We start from the raw sequence: 20,650 nt of genomic DNA, 5'->3' as shown, positions 1-20,650 counted from the left end.
CAACCCCATCACTCGACGGGAACCGAGTGCAGGCTCTCGTGGATATCGGAGATGAAGTCGGTGATCGGCAGGTATCCGACGACGGGTCCGCCCGCGAGCAGACCGTCGACTCCCAGCAGGACGGCGGTCGGCGTCATCCAGTGATCCGAGAGGGATCCGCTCACATAGCCGTTCACGTCATGGAGGGACTGCGGCTCGGTGCGCTCGGTCAATGTGTCGGCGTCGGGCGGGAAGAAGAGCAGCAGGCGGATGTCGACCTCGGGGAGGAGTTCGCGCCACTCGCCGACCCGCTCGATCACCGGCTCGCAGCCACCGCACGTGGACGAGACCGACAGCAGCAGCAGCGGACGAGCCGTCAGGGTGCGCAGGTTGACCGTCGTTCCGTCGGCGAGCATCAGCGGCACCGCGGGCGTGCGGGCGCGGATGTAGTCCAGTTCCTCGTCGTCGTCGGCACCCGGCCGGTACTCCGGCTGGGGGGGTGGGGCTGGGGCTTCGTCGCCGCCCTCCGGCCACACCACGAAGAGTGCGGTGACCACCGCGATCGCCGCTGCGAGGAGCCACAGCCACGCGGACAGCGCGGCGGCGGCGGCCAGCGCACCGCCGAAGGTCGGCGTGGTCCAGATCACGGCAACGGTCATCGCGGCCAGCGCGGTCAGCCACGCATTGCGCGCGACCGTCACCTTCGTCACGCGCTTGCGCACGCCGAAGCAGGCGCACGACGCGTCCTCGGCCCGGGCCACGGCGCGCCAGACGAGCCAGAGATAGGCGGCCATGAGCGCGAGGGCGACCAGCGCGGCCAGGACGCCGAGGATGCCTCCCAGCACGATGAGCGCGACACCGAGAGCGAGTTCACCCCACGGATGCGCCCGCCGGATCCACTCCTTGCGCAGGGCCTTGGGAACCCCGATCTCGCTCCACCCGGCGAGGTCGTCGGGGTGCCGCAGTTTGCCGACGGCGCTCGCGATCAGAACGGCAGCCATGACGAATGGCGCGACGATTGCAAGCGGCCCCAGCATGACCCGATCCTAGGCGATGATGGTGGAGGCAGAGGCCGACCGGGGAGGTGCTGTGCGCGTACTGCGGATCTCGCACAGCGCGACGGTCGCCGCGTGGCGCGGCCGCGAGCGGGCGCTGCGCGCGCTCGGCGCGGATGTCACCCTGCTGGCCGCGGCGCGATGGAATGCGGGCGGCGCCCCGGTCACGCTGGCGGCCGGGGAGGAGCCGCAGACCATTCCGGTGCGGACGTGGGGCACGCATCCCGCGCTCTTCGTGTACGACCCGCGTCCCCTGTGGCGGGCACTCGGCGAGCGGTGGGACGTCATCGACATCCACGAGGAGCCGTTCGCGCTCGCCACCGCGGAGGTCCGGCTGCTGCGCGCCCTGCGCCGCCAGCGCGCGCCGTACGTGCTCTACACCGCGCAGAACCTCTGGAAGCGGTATCCGGTCCCGTTCCGCTGGCTCGAGCGAGCGGCGCTCCGGAGTGCGGCGGGCGTCTCGGCATGCAACACCGAGGCCGCGCGCATCGCCGAGTCGAAGGGCTTCGCAGGGCGAGCCCGCGTGATCCCGCTGGGCGTGGACCTGCATGAGTTCGCGCCGACCGAGCCGGTCGTCGACCCCGCAGCGGTGACCGTGGGCTTCGTCGGGCGGCTGGTCCCCGAGAAGGGCATCGACGTGCTGCTGGATGCGGTCGCGCGCACTCCCGGACTGATCGCTCGCATCGCCGGCGCGGGCCCGCTCGCGACATCACTGGCGGCACGCGCGAGGCAGAGGGGCATTGCGGATCGTGTGATCCACGTCGGCATGCTCCCGCCGGAGGACCTGCCCGCGTTCTACGGCTCGGTCGATGTGCTCGCCGTCCCGTCCGTTCCGACACCGAGGTGGACCGAGCAGTTCGGTCGCGTCGCTGTCGAGGCGATGGCCAGCGGCGTGCCGGTCGTCTCGAGCGATGCGGGCGCCCTGCCGGACGTCGTGGGGGGCGCCGGCATCGTCGTCCCTCACTCGGATGCCGCCGCTCTCGCGGACGCGCTGCTCGAGGCGACCGGACCGCGGAGCGCGGAACTGCGAGCGGCCGGCTTCGTCCGTGCTGCGGAGTGCACCTGGGATGCTGTCGCGCGCGACTACCTCGACCTCTACGCCGGCACGCAGCACGCGGCAGCCGGCCCCGCGCGCGATCTGGAGATCATCGTCGTCGCGTACGGCGCACCGGGCATGCTGCGGCTCGCGCTGGAGCCGGTCGCGGGCGCGACCGTCACCGTCGTCGACAACTCTTCGCTGCCGGAGATCGCCGCGATGTGCGAGGAGCTCGGCGTCCGGTACATCGACTCGGGCGCGAACATCGGGTTCGGTGCGGCCGTGAACCTGGCCCTCGCCGACCGGCTCGCCCCGGATGCCGATGTGCTCCTGCTCAATCCCGATGCGCGGGTCTCCCGGGATCAGATCGCCACACTGCACACTGCTCTGCGCGCCGCACCCGACCTGGCCAGCGTCGGGCCGGCCCAGGTGGATGAATCCGGCCGAGCCGCTCGAGTGGAGTGGCCGTTCCCTTCGCCGGCGAACGCGTTGCTCGAGGCCGTCGGCCTGGGCCGTTTGCAGCGGGGCCCGAGGTTCGTGATCGGATCGGTGATCCTGCTGCGCGCGGAGGCACTCGCCCAGGTGGGCGGCTTCGATGAGCGGTTCTTCCTCTATGCGGAGGAGACGGACTGGGCATACCGGGCCTCCCGGCTCGGGTGGCGTCACGCCGGCGTGCCCGGGGCCAGGGCAGTGCACTCCGGGGGCGGTACGAGCTCCGACAGCGCACGACGCGAAGCGCATTTCTACGCATCGCAGGAGCGATACCTGCGCAAGCACTTCGGCACCGCCGGCTGGCAGCTCGCCCGCGCGGCGAACTGGGCCGGCGCGATGGTCCGCGCATTCGTCCTGCCGGGCGACGAAGGGCGTCGAGCCCGCCGCCGTGCAGCGGTGTACCGACTGGGGCCGGTGCGAGTGGAAGCCCGGTTCACCGGGCGGTCAGTGCGATGACCCACATCGTGCAGATCGCTCCGTACATCGGCCGGGGCAGCGGCGTGGCCGGCGTGGCCTGGAACCTGCAGACCGAGCTGGCCGCCATGGGCCACACGGTCGAATCGTTCACCGTCGCGACGGCTCAGCGACGGCCGACGCGAGGATGGCCGAAGCACCCGCTCATGCGCGCGTTCGCGCTCTTCCGCCGCATGGTGTGGTTCACGACGGTCGGCACCGTCCGGGCACGGCGGTTCCTCGCCGAGCGCCCCGACGCCGTGGCGATCTGCCATAACAATGTGATGACCGGCGACATCTACGTCAATCACGGTGTGGTCGGCGCCGCGATGCGCGCACGCGGCAACGGGCTCTGGCGGATGATCCGCAATCCGACGCACATCTTCACGTACGTCCGCGATTCGATCCGCTACCGATCGGGCCTGCACCGCGCGGTGGTGGCGCTGTCGCGGTCGGAGGCCGACACCCTGCGGCGCGTGTACGGCCGGGTCCGCTCGCGGATAGTCGTCATCCCCAACGGGGTCGACCTCGACGCCTACCGCCCGCCGACCCCCGAAGCCCGGCGCCGCGCCCGCGCCGATTTCCATCTCGACGACGACCAGCGCGTCGTGCTCTTCATCGGCCACGAGTTCTCCCGCAAGGGTCTGGATCAGACGATCGAGGCGCTCGTATTCGCTCCGTCGGTCCTGCTGCTCGTCGTCGGGGGCAACGCCCAGGCGATCGACGCCGCCCGCGCGCGAGCGGACGTGCTGGGTGTCGCCGAGCGCGTCCTCTTCGTGGGCACCCGGACCGACCTGCCGCTGTTCTTCGCGGCGGCCGACATCTTCGTGCTCGCCAGCGCGTACGAGGCCAATGCGCTCGTGGTCCTCGAGGCCCTCGCGTCGGGTCTCCCGGTGGTCAGCACGCCCGTCGGCTACGCACCCGAGCTCATCGTCGACGGTGACAACGGCTACCTCGTCGCGCGGGACGCGCGCGAGATCGGCGCGCGCTTCGAGGACCTCGCGGATGCCGACCTCGCCGAGTGGGGGGTCCGAGCGCGGCGCAGCGTCGAGCACCTCGGCTGGCGGCCGATCGCCGAGCGGTATCTTGCCCTCGTGGATGAGATCATCGCCGAGCGCGCGGCGACGGGGGCCGAGGCATGAGCGCCGCGGGGCCCCAGGCCATGCGAATCGTGCAGATCGCGCCCGAGATCGCCCCCGGGAGCGGAGTCGCCGGGGTCGCCTACGAGCTGGAACGGGCGCTCACCGCCGCGGGTGCCCACACCGAGCGCTTCACGCGGGCGGACGCGGGCGGACGCTCCAGGACCGCGCCCCGCTCCCGGCTCGGACACGTGTGGGATGTGGTCTGGTTCTCGACGACCGGCACCCGTCGCGCGAGGGCCTTCCTCGCAGCCCGCCCCGACGCGGTCTCGATCTGCCACAACGACGCCCTCGTCGGCGATCTGTACGTGAACCACGGGCTGCTGCAGGCCGCCATGCGCGCCCGCGGCCACTACTTCTGGCGGATGGTGCGCAATCCGCTCCACCTGTTCACCGCCGCTCGCGACCGCAAGCGCTATCGCGGCGACTATCACCGCACGATCATCGCGCTCACGCAGCGCGAGGCCGCGCTGCTGACCGAGACGTACGGAGAGGTGCGACCGCCGATCGAGGTGATCCCCAACGGCGTGGACATCGATCGGTTCCGCCCGCCCGCCGTCGAGGAGCGCGAGACGTCGCGTCGGCAGCTGGGTCTGGACGGACCCGAGCCGGTCGCGGTGTTCATCGGCCACGAGTTCGACCGCAAGGGCCTCCCGATCGCGCTCGATGCCCTCGTCCGGACGCCGCGCGTGCACCTCCTCGTCGTCGGCGGCACGCCCGAGATGATCGAACGAGCTCGTGCGACGACCGCCCGCCTGGGACTCTCCGACCGCGTCACGTTCGCCGGTCTGCTCCCTGACGCCGCGCCCGCCCTCTGGGCCTCCGACGTGCTGGTGCTGCCCAGCGCGTACGAGGCGAACGCACTCGTGGTGCTCGAGGCGCTCGCGTGCGGCATCCCGGTCGTGAGCACGCCTGTCGGCGCCGCGCCCGACCTCGTGGTGGACGGTGTGAACGGGTACCTCATCGAACGCGATGCGGCAGCTCTGGCCGAGCGGCTCGAAGCGATCCGCGACGCTCCCACCGGCAGTCTCCGAGATGCGTGCCGCGCCACCGCCGAGGAGTACTCCTGGACCCGCATCGCGGCGCGCTACCTCGAGACGGTGAGCCGGCTGCAGAGCTCCTCACCCACTGCTCAGGCGCCGGGCGACGGCGCGGGCCGCTGATGGGAGGGCTCAGGATCGTCCACGCCATCCGCTCGGACGGATTCTCGGGTGTCGAGCGCCACGTCCTGCGGCTCGCCACCGCGCAGGCGGGGGCCGGCGACACGGTGCACGTCATCGGCGGGCATCCGGATCGCATGCGCGCTCCTCTCGCAGAGGCGGGCGTGGGCCACACGTCGGCTGCGCGCACCCTCGAGGTCCTCGGCGCGCTGCGCGGGCTCCGCGGGCACGCCGATGTGGTGAACACGCACATGTCCGCCGCCGATGTCGCGGCCGTGGTCGCACTGCGCTGGCAGCGTGGCCGCCCTGCAGTCGTCTCCACCCGTCACTTCGCGAGCGAACGAGGGCGCGTCGGGCCGCTGCGGCTCGACAGCCTGGTCGCCGGCACGGTCGACGCGGAGCTGTCCATCAGCCGCGCCGTGGCAGCCTCGATCGGCCGCACCAGCACGGTCGTGCACTCCGGGCTCGACCCGCGTGAGCCGTCGAGCCTCGTCCGCGAGCGGGTGATCCTGGTGGCCCAGCGACTGCAGCCCGAGAAGCAGACTGCCGTGGCGGTGGACGCTTTCGCCCGATCCGGGCTGGCCGCAGCGGGATGGCGGCTGCAGGTGGCCGGAATCGGACCGGAGCGCGAAGCGCTGGAGACGATGGCGCATGAGCTCGGCGTCGGGGCGTCGGCGGAGTTCCTCGGGTACCGCACGGACGTGCCCGACCTCATGGACCGCGCCGGCATCCTGCTCGCGTCATGTCCCGTGGAGGGCCTGGGCCTGACGGTCCTCGAGGCCATGCAGTCCGGTCTGCCCGTCATCGCGGCGGATGCCGGCGGCCATGTCGAGCTGCTCGACGGCCTGGATCCGCGACCCCTGTTCACCCCCGACGACGCGCACGCCGCGGCGGACGTGCTGGTGAAGCTCGCCGGCGACGAAGACGGCCGCGCCCGGCTCGGCGCGGCCGAACGCGCCAGGCAGCAGGCGGACTACACGATCGACGCGCAGGTGCGCGGAACGGATGCCGTCTACCGTGGCGCGATCCAGAAGCGCCGGAGCCGCGCATGACCGACCTCGTGGTGATCTCGCTGGAGAGCTGGGACGGCGTGTGGCGGCGCAACCAGCACCTGATCTGGCGGATGCTGCACGCCGACCCGGCGCTGCGGGTGCTGTTCGTGGAACCGCCCGCCGATCCTGCCCACGAGCTGCGTTCCGGAAGGCGCCCGCGTCGGGGGCGCGGTCTCGATGACTCGACGCTTGCGGGCCGACTGTGGACGATGCGGCCGCTCAAGCTGCTGCCTCGCCGGCTCGGCGATCGCGCCGACGCGAGCATCACGCAGCAGGTCGTGCGCGCCGCGCGCAGGCTCGGGATGGACGATCCGATCCTCTGGGTGAATGATCCGGGCGGTGCGGAGATCTCGCGCCGGACAGGCTGGCGCACGCTGTACGACATGACCGACGACTGGCTGGCCGCCGATCGCCCTGCCGGGCAGCTGGACCGCGTCGCGACGCACGAGCGCTTTCTGCTCGCCGATGCCGATCAGGTCGTCGCCTGCTCCGCCGAGCTGCAGCGACGCAAGTCTGCGCAGAGGCCGAGCGATCGCGACCCGGTGGCGCTCATCCGCAACGCGGTCGACGCCGAGGCGTACCGCCGCCCGTCGCCCCGCCCGGCCGATCTGCCCAGCGGACCGATCGTCCTCTACGTGGGCACGCTGCACGAAGACCGTCTCGACATCGCCCTGTGCGAGACGCTGGCGCGCGACCTCGGCGATCGAGGGTCGCTCGTGCTCGTCGGCCCGAATGCGCTGGCGTCCGCCGCGAGCGTGAACCTGCGCGATGCGGGCGTGACGCTGCTCGGACCGCGCCCTCACGACAACGTGGTCGCCTACCTTCAGCACGCGGACGTGCTCGTGGTGCCGCACGCGGTCACACCGTTCACCGACAGCCTCGACCCCATCAAGCTCTACGAGTACCAGGCGGTGGGGCGACCCGTCGTCTCGACGGCCGTCGCCGGATTCCGGGATGCCGAGGACGACAGGATCGTCATCGCAGATCGCGCCGGCTTCACGGATGCGGTCATCGCTGCACTCCGAGCAGCGAAGCCGTTTCCGGCGGGGGCGGATCGAGCCGTCGCCGACTGGAACGATCGTGCGGACGCGATGCTCGGCATCCTCGCGAGCATGGCGCGCCCGAAGAGCCCCTGAGTCCCGCGGACGAGCGCCCTGGGCACGCAAAAGGCGGGCTGCAGATGCAGCCCGCCTTTTGTCAGCGTGTTACGGGTTTGCGTAGAACGGCGGGTCGCACGTGGGCGGACCCTGCGGGAACGGCGTGTTGCTCGAGCACGGCGGGAACGAGTCGATCGTGATGCCCGTGATGACGATCGGCGGGTGGTCGACGTCGTTGCAGTCGTGGCCCCAGGGGATGGTCAGGTCGAACGTGACCGCCTGGTTGGCGCTGTTGTCGGAGTTCGCGTACACGATGACCTTGACGCTGCCGCCGACCGGGATCACCGTGCAGTAGGGCGGGTTGACGCCCTTGACGTCGAACCCGAGGCCGCTGGAGACGTTCGAGATGGTGATGCTCGGCTTCAGGACGATCGGCTTGCTGGTGTTATTCGTGATCAGCAGCGGGATGGCGAATGCCTTGGCAGCGTCCAGGCCGGGGATGCCGGCGAAGATCGCCGCGCAGGCGTTGGCCTGGCTGTTGCCGGGCAGCTTACAGCCCTGGCCGACGGCCACTCCGGGAGGGCCTCCGGAAGCCGCGAATGCGGGCACCGGTGCTGCGATGGCGATCGCGGGGACGGCCCAGGCCATCGCCTTCGTCACGGTGCGACGACTCACGCCCTTCTTTTCAGGCTCGATGTTCTCGATGTCGCTCATGGGTACCCCTTCAGGAAGTTTGCTGTGTTGAGCTCGTCTGCATGGCCAGACTTCGCACGACGGACTCGAATCGATCCCCAAATCGATCCCCAGGAGTCCACCCCCAGTAGAGGGAGACACTTCGGATGATACCGTAATGCGCGCCCTCCACAATACGGCGAAACGAGATCGCAACACACACCTCGACTCATCTGGGGATGAGCCGACGCCTCAGCCTCGCCGGGCCGCCCGGCGATGAGGCAACCGCACGAAGGAGAACGATGGTGCGCTCGGCGAGCGAGCCCAGCCTCACCGGGCAGCTGCGCATGATGCTGGAGATGGCCGGTGCCAAGCCGGTTCCGTGGGTCTCGAGCACCGTGGCGCTCTCCATCGTCCTGGCCGCCCTCGACACCCTCGGCGTCGCGGCGATGGTCCCGCTGACACAGCTGCTGACCGGCACCGAGCCCGACAGCGGGGCGCTGGCGGTCATCGCCGGGATCGCCGGCACGACCGATCCGTCGGTCCTGATCCCGCTCGTCGCGGGATTCGTGACGCTGCTGTTCGTGGTCAAGAGCAGCGCCGCGCTGCTGTTCCGCTGGTGGCTCCTCGGCCGCACGACCCGTGTCTCGGCACTGTCGTCGTCGGAGCTGATGCGCCGCTACGTGCTCGCTCCGTACGCGGACCACCGCGCACGGAGGCTGAGCGAGGTGTACCGCAACATCACCGACGCGACGAACCAGTCGTCCTCGGTGCTCCTGGGCGTGATGAGCCTCATCTCGGACACGCTCCTGATCGTGGCGATCACGACGATCCTGGCCATCACGGCGCCGCTGGTGACACTCCTGACCGTCGCGCTGTTCGCGTTCTTCGTCTTCGGCCTGCAGCAGCTGCTGCGCGGCCGGCAGGCGCGCATCGGCGAGGACATGGCCGAATCGAGCCTCGAGGCGTGGCAGTTCCTGATGCCCGGTCTGGAGGGGTTCCGCGAGGCGCGTCTGACCTCCAGCGCCAGCGCGTTCGTCGATGGATTCCGGGACGCGCGGCTGCGCCGTGCGCACGCCGGTCGCGAGCTCGCGATCCTGTCGGACGCGCCGAGGTACGTGCTGGAGATCGTCTTCGTCGTGGCGATCGTGGGCATCTCCGCACTCCTGTTCGCCACCGGCACCCCCGCGCACGCCGTCACGGTTCTCGGGGTGTTCGCGGCGGCATCCCTCAGGGCGCTGCCCACCCTCAACAAGATCACGGCGAGCCTCGCGACGATCCGCACCGGCCGCGCAGGGCTGGACATCGTCTCGCGGATCTCGGAGGAGCTCGCCGTCGGCGGAACCCACGAGGAGCAGCCGCTGAGCGACCTGCGCTACTCAGGCGACATCGCGATCCGTCGTGTCGGCTTCCGCTATCCGGATGCGGTGGTTCCGGTCCTCGACGGGATCACGCTCACGATCGCGCAGAACCGCACCACGGCCTTCGTCGGCTCCAGCGGTGCGGGCAAGAGCACGCTGCTGGACCTCATCCTGGGACTGCTCGAGCCGACGGAAGGTCTGATCGAGTGCGGCGGACGGCCGATCCTCGATGACCGGGCCGCCTGGTACCAGGGCCTCGGCGTGGTGCCGCAGGACGTCTTCCTGGTCAACGACACCGTCGCGGCCAACATCGCGTTCGGGATCTCACCGGAGAACATCGATCATGCGCGCATCGCCGAGGTCATCGTCATGTCGCAGCTCGAGTCGCTGATCGCCGACCTGCCGGACGGGCTCGCGACCAAGGTCGGTGAGCGCGGCGTGCGCCTCTCGGGCGGGCAGAAGCAGCGGCTCGGACTCGCCAGGGCCCTCTACCGACGACCGAGCGTACTCGTGCTCGACGAGGCGACCTCCGCGCTCGACAACGCGACCGAGCACGAGATCGCGACGACGTTGCGAACGCTCCAGGGGACGATCACGATCCTGATCGTCGCGCACCGACTGAGCACCGTCCGCACCGCCGACACCCTCGTCTTCCTCAAGGACGGACACATCGAGGCCCGCGGCAGCTTCGAGCAGGTGCGCGGCGAGAGCACGGACTTCGCCCGGCTCGTGGAGCTCGGCGAATTGAACTGAGCGCCGGCGAGCGCTACGCGGCCGAGAGCCGATCGAGTTCGTCGAGCAGTCCCGCGCTCGCGATCGGGTCCACCTTCCGGCAGAACGGGGAGCCGGACGCGAGCAGCTCGTCGAGGTCCTCGAGCGTCCACGTCACGGGCTGATCGCGTGCCGTATCCCATTGCACGTGTGTGACCGGCGGCTGCGTGCTCGGCGCGCGCACACGGCTGAGCGCGGTGACCAGGGCCGACTCGTCGGGGATGATCGCGTGTGCGTAGATCCGGCGCAGCGTCGACCCGCGCGCGAAATCTCGGTCGAGGAGTCTGTCCAGCTCCGGCCGGCGCACCGCAAGCCATTGGCTGCCGAGGAAGCACGGCCGCTGCGCGGTGAACGGCGCGGGGAGGCGGCGGACGCCGTAGTGCAGGCCGCGGCCGCGGCCGACGATGCGAAGGCCGATGAGAGGCTCCAGCCGCAGCACCAGAGCGGTGCGCAGCCGCACCCACCACCGCCACGTCCGGCGGTCCGGCCGAGCGCACGGAGATCGGAACCAGCGGTAGGCGTACCGTGTCCAGCGATCGTCGCCCTCTCCGCGCCGCGTGCCCCAGTGCGGCGTGTAGCGCAGCGGCTCCGCGGTCCCGATCCAGCTGTCCGCATCGATCGCGCGGCGCTCCCAGTCCTGCAGGGACCGGACCGGGTAGTCGCTGCCCGAGATCAGGCACACCAGCTCCGGGTCGAACCGCGCGCGGGCGCGGGCGAAGGCGTCGAGTGTCGCCTCGACGAGCTCCCATGAACCCCAGTCGCTCGCACGACCATGCTCGAAGACCTCGATCCGCGGGTCCTCGACGGCGGATGGGAACAACTCGCGGCGGCCGTCATGGGCCAGCAGCACCCGGGCGTCCGGGCTGGAGGCCAGAATGGCTGTGGCGAGCCGCTGCGCCTGTGGCCAGTCCCGATGGGTCAGGACGACGTACGCGGTCCGCACGCCCGAGGGGCTCATGACGGAGCGCCCCGCTGGCGGAGTGCACTCGCGCGACCGCGGAGCCAGTGCGGTGCCGCGGCACGCAGACGATCGGTGCGGTGCGGGAGGATGTCGCGAGCGATGCGCAGTGCCTCGCGATAGGCGCGCATGTCACGGGCGCTCCAGCATGACCGCAGCGTCCAGTTCAGCACGTGGCGGTAGTAGCCCCGGTACGCGTCGAGAGGGCGGTGAGCCGGCGTCGGAAGGTCGCTCGGCTGCCAGAACGATCGGATCGCGCTGAGGGCGGTGAGGCCCTTGAGGGGGGAGTTCGTGCGCGTGGCGGTCCGCGGGTGATCGCGGAAGAACGCGAGACGCTCCCGGAGGACCCGCCACTCGGTCAGCCGCGCCACATTGACGTACATCACCCAGTCCTGCGCGGTGATCATCCCGTCGGGGAAGCCGCCGGCACGCACGAGCAGGTCGCGTCGCACGGCCGCGGTGCTCATCGATCCGCGGAGCCGTTCGAGGAGCCGGTCGAAGCTGCGACCCTCGATGCGGAGGTAACTGAGGTCCTTGACCGGAACCGCAGTGGCGATCGCCGTGAGGCACTCCTCGAGCGTGGAGGCCGAGAACTCGTCCTCCGGTCCGGCTGCGGCGGCGAAGCTCCAGTACTCGGCGTTCATGGCGCCGATCTCGGGCGCCTTCCGGATCTCGCCCTCGAGACGGGCCAGGTACTCGGGGTGCAGCAGGTCGTCGTCGTCCAGGAAGCACACCCAGTCCGTGCGCGACAGCGCGAGTCCGGCGTTCCTGGCTGCCGCGACGCCGCTCTTGGCGATCGCGGTGAGTTCCACCGGTCCGCCGGCCAAAGCGGTGACCGCGGGGTCGTCCACGCCATCGGCGACGACGATCACCTGGTCGAACGGGCGAGTCTGCCGCAGCGCGCTGTCGACCGCCTGCGCGACGAGGTCGGCGCGTTGATGAGTCGGGATGACGAGGGCGAACGACAGGCGATCGCCGGTGCCGGGAGCCTCAGCTGCCATGGGATCCGCTCGGCGACAGGGGCGGCACGGATCGTGCACGGTCGACCGGCCGAACCGCCCGCGCCAGTCCCGCGAGCGTGCCGGCCAGGTCCACCGTCGCACGCACGAACCCGCCGCCGATTCCGCGCACCTTCGCGGTCGCACTCGGGCGGGAGGCGTCCGTGACGGCCGACAGGCCCGACAGCGCTTCCCGCGGGATGCCGGCCGCGGCAGAGGCCAGGTACCGGACGAACCGCGGGTCGGCCCACCCGATCGTGGTGACCAGCAGCATGATGTGGTTCCGCGCGCCGTAGTACCGGTATCTCAGATCGAACCGGCGTCCGCTGGCGTAGTCGCCCGCGACATGGCGCACGACGGCGGCGGGGGCGTACACGACCCGATGGCCGGCGAGCCGGACGCGCAGCGCGATGTCGGCGTCCTCCCGGAGGCAGGTACCTGGGTAGTAGTCGTGGATGCCGCCGAAGGAACGCAGCACGTCGGTGCGCACCGACATGTTCGCACCGAGCATGTGGTCGGCGAGGATGATGCGGCCCGGATCGGCGGCGAAGAATCCGGTCAGGCGCCCGTTGCGAAGAAAGCGCCCGATCCGGTCGATGCCCTCGGTCTCCTCGCCGGGCTGCCCGTTGCGTGCGCGGCCGCCCACCGCCCCCACATCGGCGAGGTCATAGGCCGCCAGGAGCTCCTCGAGCCATTGCGGCTCGGCGTACGCGTCATCGTCGATGAAGGCGATCACGTCCTCGGTCACACCCTGGACGCCGATCGCCCTCGAGGAGGCGAGCGTTCCGGCTCCCATGTCGTTGCGCCGGTACTCGACATGCGGGTACTCGGCGACCACGGCGCGCGTGAGATCGTCGGGCGATGCGTCCACGACGATGATCCGGTCCGGAGCGACGGTCTGCAGGGCCAGGTGGTCGAGGCACTCACGCACGTAATCGGGCCGGCGATACGTGGCGACGATCACAGCTGCACTGCGTGGCATGTGCCTTCGCCTTCTCTCCTGCCGCGCCCCGGTCGATGCGCTGCCCCGCTCCTATTCAACTAGATTCGTCGTGCCGGCAATGCAGAACGGATGCCCACCATCACAGCACACGCGGACCGTCTCACGATCGCGACCCTTGCGACCGACACCCCGATGGGCGCGCAGGCGTATCAGGAGCAGATCGCGGGCCGTGCGGGCGCCGCGCTGGCCGAGGTCGGCGGCGCCCCGTGGAGGGTGGACCGCGCCATCGTGCGGTCGGTCCGATCGCCGCTCGCGGGCAATCGGCGGCTGCCGGTCAGCAGGGTGGCGGGGGCGTCGGCGCGCTCGCGGCGCGTGATCGGGCGCTTCCTGTACGGATCTGCCGCGGTCACGCACCGGATGAACCTCGAACTGCCGCCGGCGCCGCACGGCGATGTCATCACGCTGCACGACGTCGTGGCGTGGCGCTATCCCGACGAATCGGCGCCGGTGGCGGCGGCCGCCCAGGAGGCGAGGGACGCGGATGCCGTCGTCTGCGTTTCGGAGTTCACCGCATCCGAAGCCGTCGCGTTCCTCGGCGTCCGCAATCCGCACGTCATCCACAACGGCGTCGACGCGCGCTTCTTCGATGCGGCTCCCCTCTCGCACGACCAGCGCGCGGAACTCGGCATCGGCGAGCGGTACGTCCTGCACGCCGGTGGGGCCTCCGCGCGGAAGAACCTCGAGGCGCTCGCGGAGGCGTGGCCCGGCATCCACCGCGAGCGACCCGACCTGCAGCTCGTCCTCGCCGGCCCGGCGCACGCGCGGCGCACCCGACTGTTCGACGGGATGCCGGGCACCCGCCTGATCGGACGCGTTCCCGATGCGGTCGTTCCCGGCCTCGTTGCCTCAGCCGCCGCGGTGGTCGTGCCCTCCCTGTACGAGGGGTTCGGACTTCCGGTCCTCGAGGCGATGGCCGCGGGCGTCCCCGTCGTGGCGGCCGACACCAGCAGCCTCCCCGAAGTCGCGGGCGGGTCGGCCATCCTCGTGCCGCCGACCGCCGCGGGGGTCGCCGATGGCGTCCTGACGGTGACCTCCGGGGATCCGGCGGTCGCCGCGCTGGTGCGTTCGGGCCGCGAGCGTGCGACCGAGTTCACCTGGGAACGCTCGGCCCTCGGTCATGCAGCGGTGTGGAGATCCGTCGGGGCGTGAGCGCCGTCAGCGTCGGAAGGCGCTGACCGCTCCGATCGGGAACCGGGGAAGCGGACCCACGGCGCCGCGCAGCCCGTCGAGCGAGCGCACGAGTGCGTCGCCCATCCGCACCACATCATCGGCATCCGCAGTTCGGGCAGCGTCGCGCAGTGCGTCCAGCGTCCAGTCCTCGTCGTAGGCGATGAATCGGCTGCTCGTCCCGGGGAGCGCCGCCTCGTAGTCGCGGAACTTGAAGTCCCCGCCCTCGAGCGGCGGATCGAGGGTCGTCCAGACCGCGGGGATGCCGAACGAGTCGGCGGTCACCAGGCCGTGCAGCGACGTGGTGACGATCAGCCCGCACGCGGCGATCTCGCGCACTGCCGATGCAGCCTCCTGGTGCACGTCGACGACCCGCACGCGCGAGCCGGCAGCGTCCGCGAGCGCCAGGAACCGCTCGTGGCTCCGATGGTGCCCGTGCGGCACGAGCCCGACGTCCCACTTCGGTGCGGGACGACGCAGGTGGCGGGACACCAGGATGCCGGGATCGCCCAGCGCGACCGCATCCGCGGCTCCGATGCGCTCCCGCGAGAGCGGCCCTCTGACCGCGAGCGCATGTGCACGAGGCAGCGGATGGGGCTCGTCGCGGATGAGCCCGCTGCCCCAGATCGCACCGTCGAAGTCGTCGGGCAGGAACTCCAGCACGCTCCCGACCCCCGCCAGGCGCGCCCGGGAGGCGACCCGGTGCACCGGAAGGACGCCGTACGTCGGCAGCAGCCACGACGTCATGGCGTCGCCGAAGTTCGGGTGGCCGTCCCACCAGTACGTGGGGACGACGACGCCGGAGCGCCACATGGCCGGATGCCGCGACGCTGCGAGCGCTCGTCTCGCACCGCGCAGGCGACGGCGCATCGGATTCGTGTACGTCACCGGTCCTCGCCGACTGCGCCTGTTCGGGCATAGAGGTCTTCGTAGCGCGCGACGATGCCGTCCCAGCCGAAGTCGCGCACACGGATCGTGCCGGCATCCGAGAGACGACGCCGCAGGGCGGGATCATCCACGAGTCGCCGCAGCACTGCGGCGAACCGCTCGGTGTCCTCGGGGTCGATCAGGATGCCGTCCACACCGTCGTGCACGAAGCTCCGCGCACCTCCCCGATCGGTCATGACGAGCGGGGCAGCGCTGCGCCACGCCTCGAGCGCGACGATGCCGAACGCCTCCATCCGGCTGGGCACCACGACCGCCAGGGCGCCGGCCATGACCTCGGCCACCTCCGCGGCGGGCATCCACCCGCGAAGCTCGACCCGTGCTCCCAGCCCGAGCGAGGCGACCAGCGATTCGAGGCTCCCCCGTTCGGGACCGTCACCGCCGATGACGAGCCGCACCTCGGGCTCGAGCTCGGCCGCCGCGAACGCCCTGAGGAGCAGGTCGAACCCCTTCATATGGCCGAGACGGCCGACGGCGACCAGAGTGGGCTGCTCCTCGGACCGGCGTTCCACGGTCACGGTGAGGTCGACCCCGTTGGGGATGACCACGCCCCGGCGCAATCCGTAGTGTGCGATCAGGTCCTCGAGCACGACGTCGCTCGGCGCCGTGACGGCGTCCGTCCGCGCGATCGCGCGGCGCAGGCCACGACGGAGCAGCGCAGAGCGCCCGAAGACGCCGCCGTCGTCGGCAATCGTCTCTCCGTGGGATGTGAGCACCAGCGGGCGTCCGAACCGGCGGCGCACCGCGAGCGCGTACAGGCCGTTGGGACCGAAGCAGTGCACGTGCAGGATCGCGGGCTGGAAGGTGCGGAACGCCCGCTTCCACTCCCGCCAGGCGGACGGCGCCGCGCGGGCGAAGTGCGCCGCCGAGCCGAGAGAGCGTGCCGGGAGCGGGGCGGGCAGGTAGCGCACCGTGATCCCGTCGACGTCTCCGACTGCCGACGAACCGTCGCGGTCCACCGTCCAGACCTCGACCGAGTGCCCGTTCGAGCGCAGGCCGTTCGCGAGTTGCCGCACCGCCTCCTCGACGCCGCCGACCGCCGGCGCGAAGGACGAGCTGATGAGCGCGATCCGCGGGAGGGCGCGGACTCCACCCTCACCGTCCGAGTGTGGCTCCGCGCTCACGCCCGCCGAGCGCGCGGGCGACGCTCTTCGGCGAGTTCTGCCTCGGGGCTGCCGAACAGGGCGTTGAGGTTCGCGTCGGCCGGGTGATCGTCACGCACCGCGGGCGCGGCATCCGCCTTCGCGGCCTTGCCGTACTCGCGGCGGTATTCGTACGAGTACGGCGACGCGTCCATGCCCTTCAGCGGCGCCTTGTTGAGCACGACGCCGAGCGCGCGGCCGTTCGACTTCTGCAGCGTGTCGAGAGACTTCTCGAGAAGGTCGTAGGTGGTCTTGGCGAGGCTGACGACGACCAGCGCGCCGTCGGCCTGGTGGGTCAGCACCGCGCCGTCCGTGACGGGCAGGAGCGGTGGGGCGTCGACGATCACGGTGGCGTGCACGGCGAGGTCGGCGAGGAGCTTGCGCATCCGTCCGGAGCCGAGCACCTCGCTCGGGTTCGGGGGGACGCTGCCCGCGGTCAGCACGTAGAGGTTCGGCGAGCGCGGCGTGCGCTGGAGCACGTCGGCGAGTTCGGCACGACCCGACAGCACGTCGCTCAGGCCCGCCCCGCCGGGAAGTCCCATGCTCGCCGCGACGGTCGAGCGCCGCAGGTCACCGTCGACCAGGACCACCGGCTTGCCGCCGGCGGCCAGAGTCAGTGCCAGGTTGCATGCGATCGTCGACTTGCCGTCGCCGGGCAGCGGGCTCGTGACCACGATCGTCCGCGGAGGATTGTCCACGTCCATGAACTGCAGATTCGTCCGCAGGGAGCGCAGCGCCTCGGACACCGCGAAGCCCGTTCCCTTGGGACCGGCCGCGGTCGGGTCGAACAGACGGCTCTCGCCGCCCAGCGCCTCGGCGGTCGGAATCGTGCCGACGACAGGGATGTTCGTCCGCGCCTCGACCTCGTCGGCGCTGCGGATCCGCCGGTCCGAGACGGTTCGGATCAGCGCGAACGCGATACCGAACCCGAAGCCCAGGACACCGCCGACGATGAGCGAGGTCGACAGGTCGGGGAACACGGGTGTCGTGGGCAGTGAGGCCGACGACGCGACGGTGATGGTCAGCGGCGCGGTCCCCTGCGTCCCATCGCCTTCGTAGTCGTCGATCACGGTGGCCAGGGCCTGGATCCAGGCCTCGGCGAGTGCGACCGCGTCCTCGGGCGATGAACCCTGTGCCGTCACGCGGAGGATGGCGGTGTTCGCGGGGTTGACCACGACGATCCGGGCGAATGCCTGGTCGGCCGTGATCTGCAGTCCGAGCTTCTGGATCGCTGCGTCGGCGACGTCCTGCCACGAGGCCATCTCGAGATACGTTTCGACCATCTGCTGTGCCATCGCATCGCCGCTGAGCGATGTCTGGCCCTCGGTGGTGTTCTGCGCCTGGATGATGCCGTCGGCGCTCGCCTCGTAGACCGGGTTCTGCACCAGGGTCCACGCGTAGGCGACGCCGACCCCGACCGCCGTCATGATCAGGATCGCGAGGAAGTGCCGGCGGATGCCGCGAAGGTAGTCGCGCAGCTCCATCGCACCTCCTGATGCTCGTCGGGCGGGCGCACGCTACCGCGGCCCCAGTCGGCTCCATCGTATGCCACGCGATCTGAGAGGACACTCACGGATGCAGTGGAGTTCAGCGAGGTGGTCCCGCCGCCGCCGATCGGCGCGACATCCTTGCGCGAGGGAACATCCCGGTCGCGCCCTCGCGCAGCTCGAAATGCGTCTTCGCGGACTCCTGGCTCAGCGCCAGTGCACCCAGGCAGATGCCGGCCACCACGAACGGGATCGAGGTCTGCACGGAGGTCCAGAACAGGTCGAACTGGCCCTGCACGATGCGGCTCAGCGGGAGCGCGAAAGCGAGAGTCCCGTAGCGCGGATCGATGCGCCACAGCACGATCAGGATGCCGACCCACATCGCCACGAACGCGGCGAGTCCCACCAGCCCCGCGGATGCCACGACCTCCAGCTCCGCCTGCGGCGGCTGGTACGGCACGGTGTCGTTGTAGTACCAGAAGCGCAGCCCGTGTCCGAAGATCGGCGAGTGCTTCCAGAAGGCGTAGACCTCGCGCAGCCAGTCCAGCCGTTGGAAGACCGAGTTGTGCTGGTTCTGCGAGTTGATCTGATCGATGATCATGGAGGCGACCAGCCAGGCCGCCGGAATGATGAGCAGCAGGGCGAGCCTCGATCGTCCGGTGACCGCTCGGCGGCCGACGGCCACGAGGATCACCGCCACGAGCCCGACGAGCGCCTGGCGCGACTGCGTGAGCAGGATCGCCACCACCAGGAGCCAGAGCGCGCGCCGCATCCACTCGTCGGGCAGTCGCGCCCACGACGGCCGCAGGTACGCGATGATCGCGGCGAATGACATCGCCGTGCCCGCGAAGTTCTTGTGCATCTGCCACGGCCACGTGGGGTAGACGGCCGAGAAGTTGCCGTGCAGGTAGTGGATGAGCCCCGTGAAGACCGTCCCGACCGCGATCACGCATCCGGCGCCCACGATGAGCAGCAGTGCCGTCCTCGCATAGCCGGCCCGGCCGAGCGCCCAGCCCACCACCAGGGCTCCTGAGATCAGCAGCCACGCATGGAACCACTCGACGGTGTTGGCGATCTGAGGGTTCACGATCACGGTGAAGAGGGTCGCGAACTGGTACAGCAGGTTGAACCAGAGAATCCGGCGCATCGGCGCGCTGTACGGTCGCTTTCCGAGCAGCAGGGCAGTTCCGAAGGCCGCCGCAAGGGCGACGTCCGAGGCGGTGAGATCGCCGCCTCCGAACCCGACGCGCTGGACGACGAACAGCGCCGGCATCGCCAGGAGCGGGATCGCCAGCGGGACGCTCCCGGTCAGCACGACGCCGATCACCAGGACGCCGATCGCTGCGGCGGTCACCACGCCGTTGGAGATGCCCCGATCCAGGATCAGGTACACGGCGAGCGCGGCACCGGCTGCCATCAGCACCCAGCGCCAAGCAGCCGCCCACCACTCGGCGAGCCGAGTGCGGACGGCGCGTGCACGCGCGCTCGAAACCATCCCCATCCCTCCGCAGGGTCGATCCAGTATCGCAGGTGACCCGCGGAACGGATGCGGGCGGTCAGTCCTCGACGAGCAGCCCGCGCTCCAGCATCTCGCGGAGGAACGCGTCGATGTCGGCGCGGATCGAGGCGACGTCCGCGCCGGTGCGCTCCGCGACGACTCCGGCGACATCGCCGCGCTCGAGACCGGCCGACACCGTCCAGATCAGTGCGGCGACTCCCTGGAGCACCATGATCGGGCCATCCGGCAGCGGCGCGGCGTAGACCACGTCGCCGTCCACCTCGATTCCCACTCCGTCCGCGACCCGCATCCTCCACGCCTCCATGCTCACCGCCGCCTCGCGCGTGCTTCGCGAAGCCCGCGCACAGGGCGCGCGAAAAACTCGCGGACGATCTCGCGGCGGGTCGGCGTCCTGCCCAGCTCGTGCCCCAGATGCTCGACGTTGACCATCGGCGCCTTCAAGAGGATGAGCGCGCGCAGCCGGAGCGTCGGCGCGGCGCCGAGTCGTCCGCGCCACTCCTCGAGACGAGTGCCGTTCTCGGACACGGCCTTCCAGAGCCGGTAATCGGGCTCGCCACGATGCCTGTCGAGCTGGCCGAGCGCCGCATCGAATGCCGTGCGGGCATCCAGCTCGGCGACGAGCGATTCGATGCGGGCGCGATCGTCCACCGTGGCGTCGAACCAGACGCTCCGCAGGTCCTGGATCGAGTCCGATCTGCCGCGTGCCGCGTTGAGGACGAGCACGGTCGCCTGCTCCGTACGGCCGGGCACCGGGCACGGCTTCCCGGCGAATTCCATGCTCCCCCTGCCCTGCCAGAGCCGCGCGAACGCGTCGCCCGGATCCAGCCCGATGCCGGGGAAGAGGCGATGGACGTCGACGTAGCCCCACACTGCATGGGAGTAGGTCTGCGCGTGGCCGAACGGCGAGCCGTTGACGAACGTGCTGTACACGGTCCAGCCGTATGCCCGCAGTGCCCGGTCGATCGCCGCGACATGCGCCGGCCGCACCAGGATGTCGATGTCCGAACCCGAGCGCATGTGCGGTCGCAGCTCCGGATAGACGGCGTCGCCCTTGATGTGCAGGACGTCGGCTCCCGCACGCTCCGCGATCGTCTGCACCGCGGCGCGACCCAGCCTCAGTCGGAATCCCAGCGGAATCGCGGTCTCGTGGTCGTTCACGCGTGG

At 70.9% G+C, this 20,650-nt stretch carries 18 protein-coding genes; 7 read left to right on the top strand and 11 right to left on the bottom strand.

All coding sequences use genetic code 11. The features are described 5' to 3' along the window. Positions 1-8: 8 nt before the first annotated feature. Positions 9-1,016, bottom strand: a complete 1,008-nt coding sequence (locus tag BM349_RS02525; RefSeq protein WP_091702287.1) for a MauE/DoxX family redox-associated membrane protein — start codon at positions 1,014-1,016, stop codon at positions 9-11. 52 nt (positions 1,017-1,068) lie between these two features. On the opposite strand from BM349_RS02525, the gene BM349_RS02520 reads away from it, so the two are divergent. The 5 genes from BM349_RS02520 to BM349_RS02500 are packed head-to-tail and all read left to right on the top strand — an operon-like array spanning position 1,069 to position 7,502. After that, on the top strand, positions 1,069-3,018 hold the full coding sequence (locus BM349_RS02520; RefSeq protein ID WP_254773689.1) for a glycosyltransferase: 1,950 nt from the start codon (positions 1,069-1,071) through the stop codon (positions 3,016-3,018). After that, positions 3,015-4,157: a glycosyltransferase family 4 protein gene (locus tag BM349_RS02515; protein WP_091702283.1), complete on the top strand. Its 1,143-nt coding sequence runs from the start codon at positions 3,015-3,017 to the stop codon at positions 4,155-4,157. Before BM349_RS02520 ends, BM349_RS02515 begins: the two co-directional genes overlap by 4 nt. Continuing rightward, a complete protein-coding gene (locus BM349_RS02510) occupies positions 4,154-5,317 on the top strand; it encodes a glycosyltransferase family 4 protein (RefSeq protein WP_091702279.1) in 1,164 nt (387 codons plus the stop codon). Before BM349_RS02515 ends, BM349_RS02510 begins: the two co-directional genes overlap by 4 nt. Next, positions 5,317-6,366 carry a glycosyltransferase family 4 protein gene (locus BM349_RS02505; RefSeq protein WP_091702275.1) on the top strand — a complete coding sequence of 350 codons (1,050 nt, stop codon included), beginning with the start codon at positions 5,317-5,319 and terminating at the stop codon, positions 6,364-6,366. The genes BM349_RS02510 and BM349_RS02505 overlap by 1 nt, the downstream gene beginning before the upstream one ends. Continuing rightward, positions 6,363-7,502, top strand: a complete 1,140-nt coding sequence (locus BM349_RS02500; protein ID WP_091702271.1) for a glycosyltransferase — start codon at positions 6,363-6,365, stop codon at positions 7,500-7,502. The genes BM349_RS02505 and BM349_RS02500 overlap by 4 nt, the downstream gene beginning before the upstream one ends. Before the next feature lie 69 nt (positions 7,503-7,571). Here the strand turns inward: BM349_RS02500 and BM349_RS02495 are convergent, their stop codons facing one another. Beyond that, the gene (locus tag BM349_RS02495; RefSeq protein ID WP_091702267.1) at positions 7,572-8,177 is read right to left on the bottom strand and encodes a hypothetical protein; all 606 of its coding nucleotides are present in this window, start codon (positions 8,175-8,177) and stop codon (positions 7,572-7,574) included. 260 nt (positions 8,178-8,437) lie between these two features. Between BM349_RS02495 and BM349_RS02490 the strand changes: the two genes are divergently transcribed. Further along, positions 8,438-10,249, top strand: coding sequence for an ABC transporter ATP-binding protein (locus BM349_RS02490; protein ID WP_175525164.1), 1,812 nt, complete (start codon positions 8,438-8,440; stop codon positions 10,247-10,249). Positions 10,250-10,262: 13 nt separating this feature from the next. On the opposite strand, the gene BM349_RS02485 is transcribed toward BM349_RS02490, so the two are convergent. Genes BM349_RS02485 through BM349_RS02475 form a run of 3 tightly spaced genes read right to left on the bottom strand, consistent with a single transcriptional unit; the run spans position 10,263 to position 13,205 of the window. Next, a complete protein-coding gene (locus BM349_RS02485; protein WP_139230863.1) occupies positions 10,263-11,225 on the bottom strand; it encodes a hypothetical protein in 963 nt (320 codons plus the stop codon). Continuing rightward, positions 11,222-12,226, bottom strand: a complete 1,005-nt coding sequence (locus tag BM349_RS02480) for a glycosyltransferase family 2 protein (RefSeq protein ID WP_091702257.1) — start codon at positions 12,224-12,226, stop codon at positions 11,222-11,224. The genes BM349_RS02485 and BM349_RS02480 overlap by 4 nt, the downstream gene beginning before the upstream one ends. Then, positions 12,216-13,205: a glycosyltransferase family 2 protein gene (locus BM349_RS02475; protein WP_091702254.1), complete on the bottom strand. Its 990-nt coding sequence runs from the start codon at positions 13,203-13,205 to the stop codon at positions 12,216-12,218. Before BM349_RS02475 ends, BM349_RS02480 begins: the two co-directional genes overlap by 11 nt. Before the next feature lie 90 nt (positions 13,206-13,295). Here BM349_RS02475 and BM349_RS02470 point away from each other — a divergent pair, with 90 nt between their 5' ends. Continuing rightward, a complete protein-coding gene (locus BM349_RS02470) occupies positions 13,296-14,375 on the top strand; it encodes a glycosyltransferase family 4 protein (protein WP_091702251.1) in 1,080 nt (359 codons plus the stop codon). Between the two features lie 6 nt (positions 14,376-14,381). Here BM349_RS02470 and BM349_RS02465 read toward each other — a convergent pair whose 3' ends face one another. The 6 genes from BM349_RS02465 to BM349_RS02440 all read right to left on the bottom strand — a co-directional run bounded on the left by BM349_RS02465 (position 14,382) and on the right by BM349_RS02440 (position 20,644). Beyond that, positions 14,382-15,281, bottom strand: coding sequence for a polysaccharide pyruvyl transferase family protein (locus BM349_RS02465; RefSeq protein WP_091702248.1), 900 nt, complete (start codon positions 15,279-15,281; stop codon positions 14,382-14,384). After that, on the bottom strand, positions 15,278-16,462 hold the full coding sequence (locus BM349_RS02460) for a glycosyltransferase family 4 protein (protein ID WP_091702245.1): 1,185 nt from the start codon (positions 16,460-16,462) through the stop codon (positions 15,278-15,280). Before BM349_RS02460 ends, BM349_RS02465 begins: the two co-directional genes overlap by 4 nt. After that, positions 16,459-17,964 carry a tyrosine-protein kinase domain-containing protein gene (locus BM349_RS02455; protein ID WP_091702242.1) on the bottom strand — a complete coding sequence of 502 codons (1,506 nt, stop codon included), beginning with the start codon at positions 17,962-17,964 and terminating at the stop codon, positions 16,459-16,461. Before BM349_RS02455 ends, BM349_RS02460 begins: the two co-directional genes overlap by 4 nt. 103 nt (positions 17,965-18,067) lie before the next feature. Next, entirely contained in the window at positions 18,068-19,462 is a 1,395-nt protein-coding gene (locus BM349_RS02450; protein ID WP_175525163.1) for an O-antigen ligase family protein, read from the bottom strand. A 61-nt stretch (positions 19,463-19,523) separates the two neighbouring features. Next, positions 19,524-19,775 (bottom strand): PqqD family protein, encoded by a 252-nt coding sequence (locus BM349_RS02445; protein WP_175525162.1) that lies wholly within the window; start codon positions 19,773-19,775, stop codon positions 19,524-19,526. A 17-nt stretch (positions 19,776-19,792) separates the two neighbouring features. After that, the gene (locus tag BM349_RS02440; protein WP_091702232.1) at positions 19,793-20,644 is read right to left on the bottom strand and encodes a nucleotidyltransferase family protein; all 852 of its coding nucleotides are present in this window, start codon (positions 20,642-20,644) and stop codon (positions 19,793-19,795) included. Between the last annotated feature and the right edge of the window lie 6 nt (positions 20,645-20,650).

This window comes from Microbacterium sp. cf046, assembly GCF_900114345.1.
Classification (GTDB): domain Bacteria; phylum Actinomycetota; class Actinomycetes; order Actinomycetales; family Microbacteriaceae; genus Microbacterium.
Note: the sequence above shows the minus strand (reverse complement) of the source record. Positions and strands in the feature narration are given on the sequence as shown.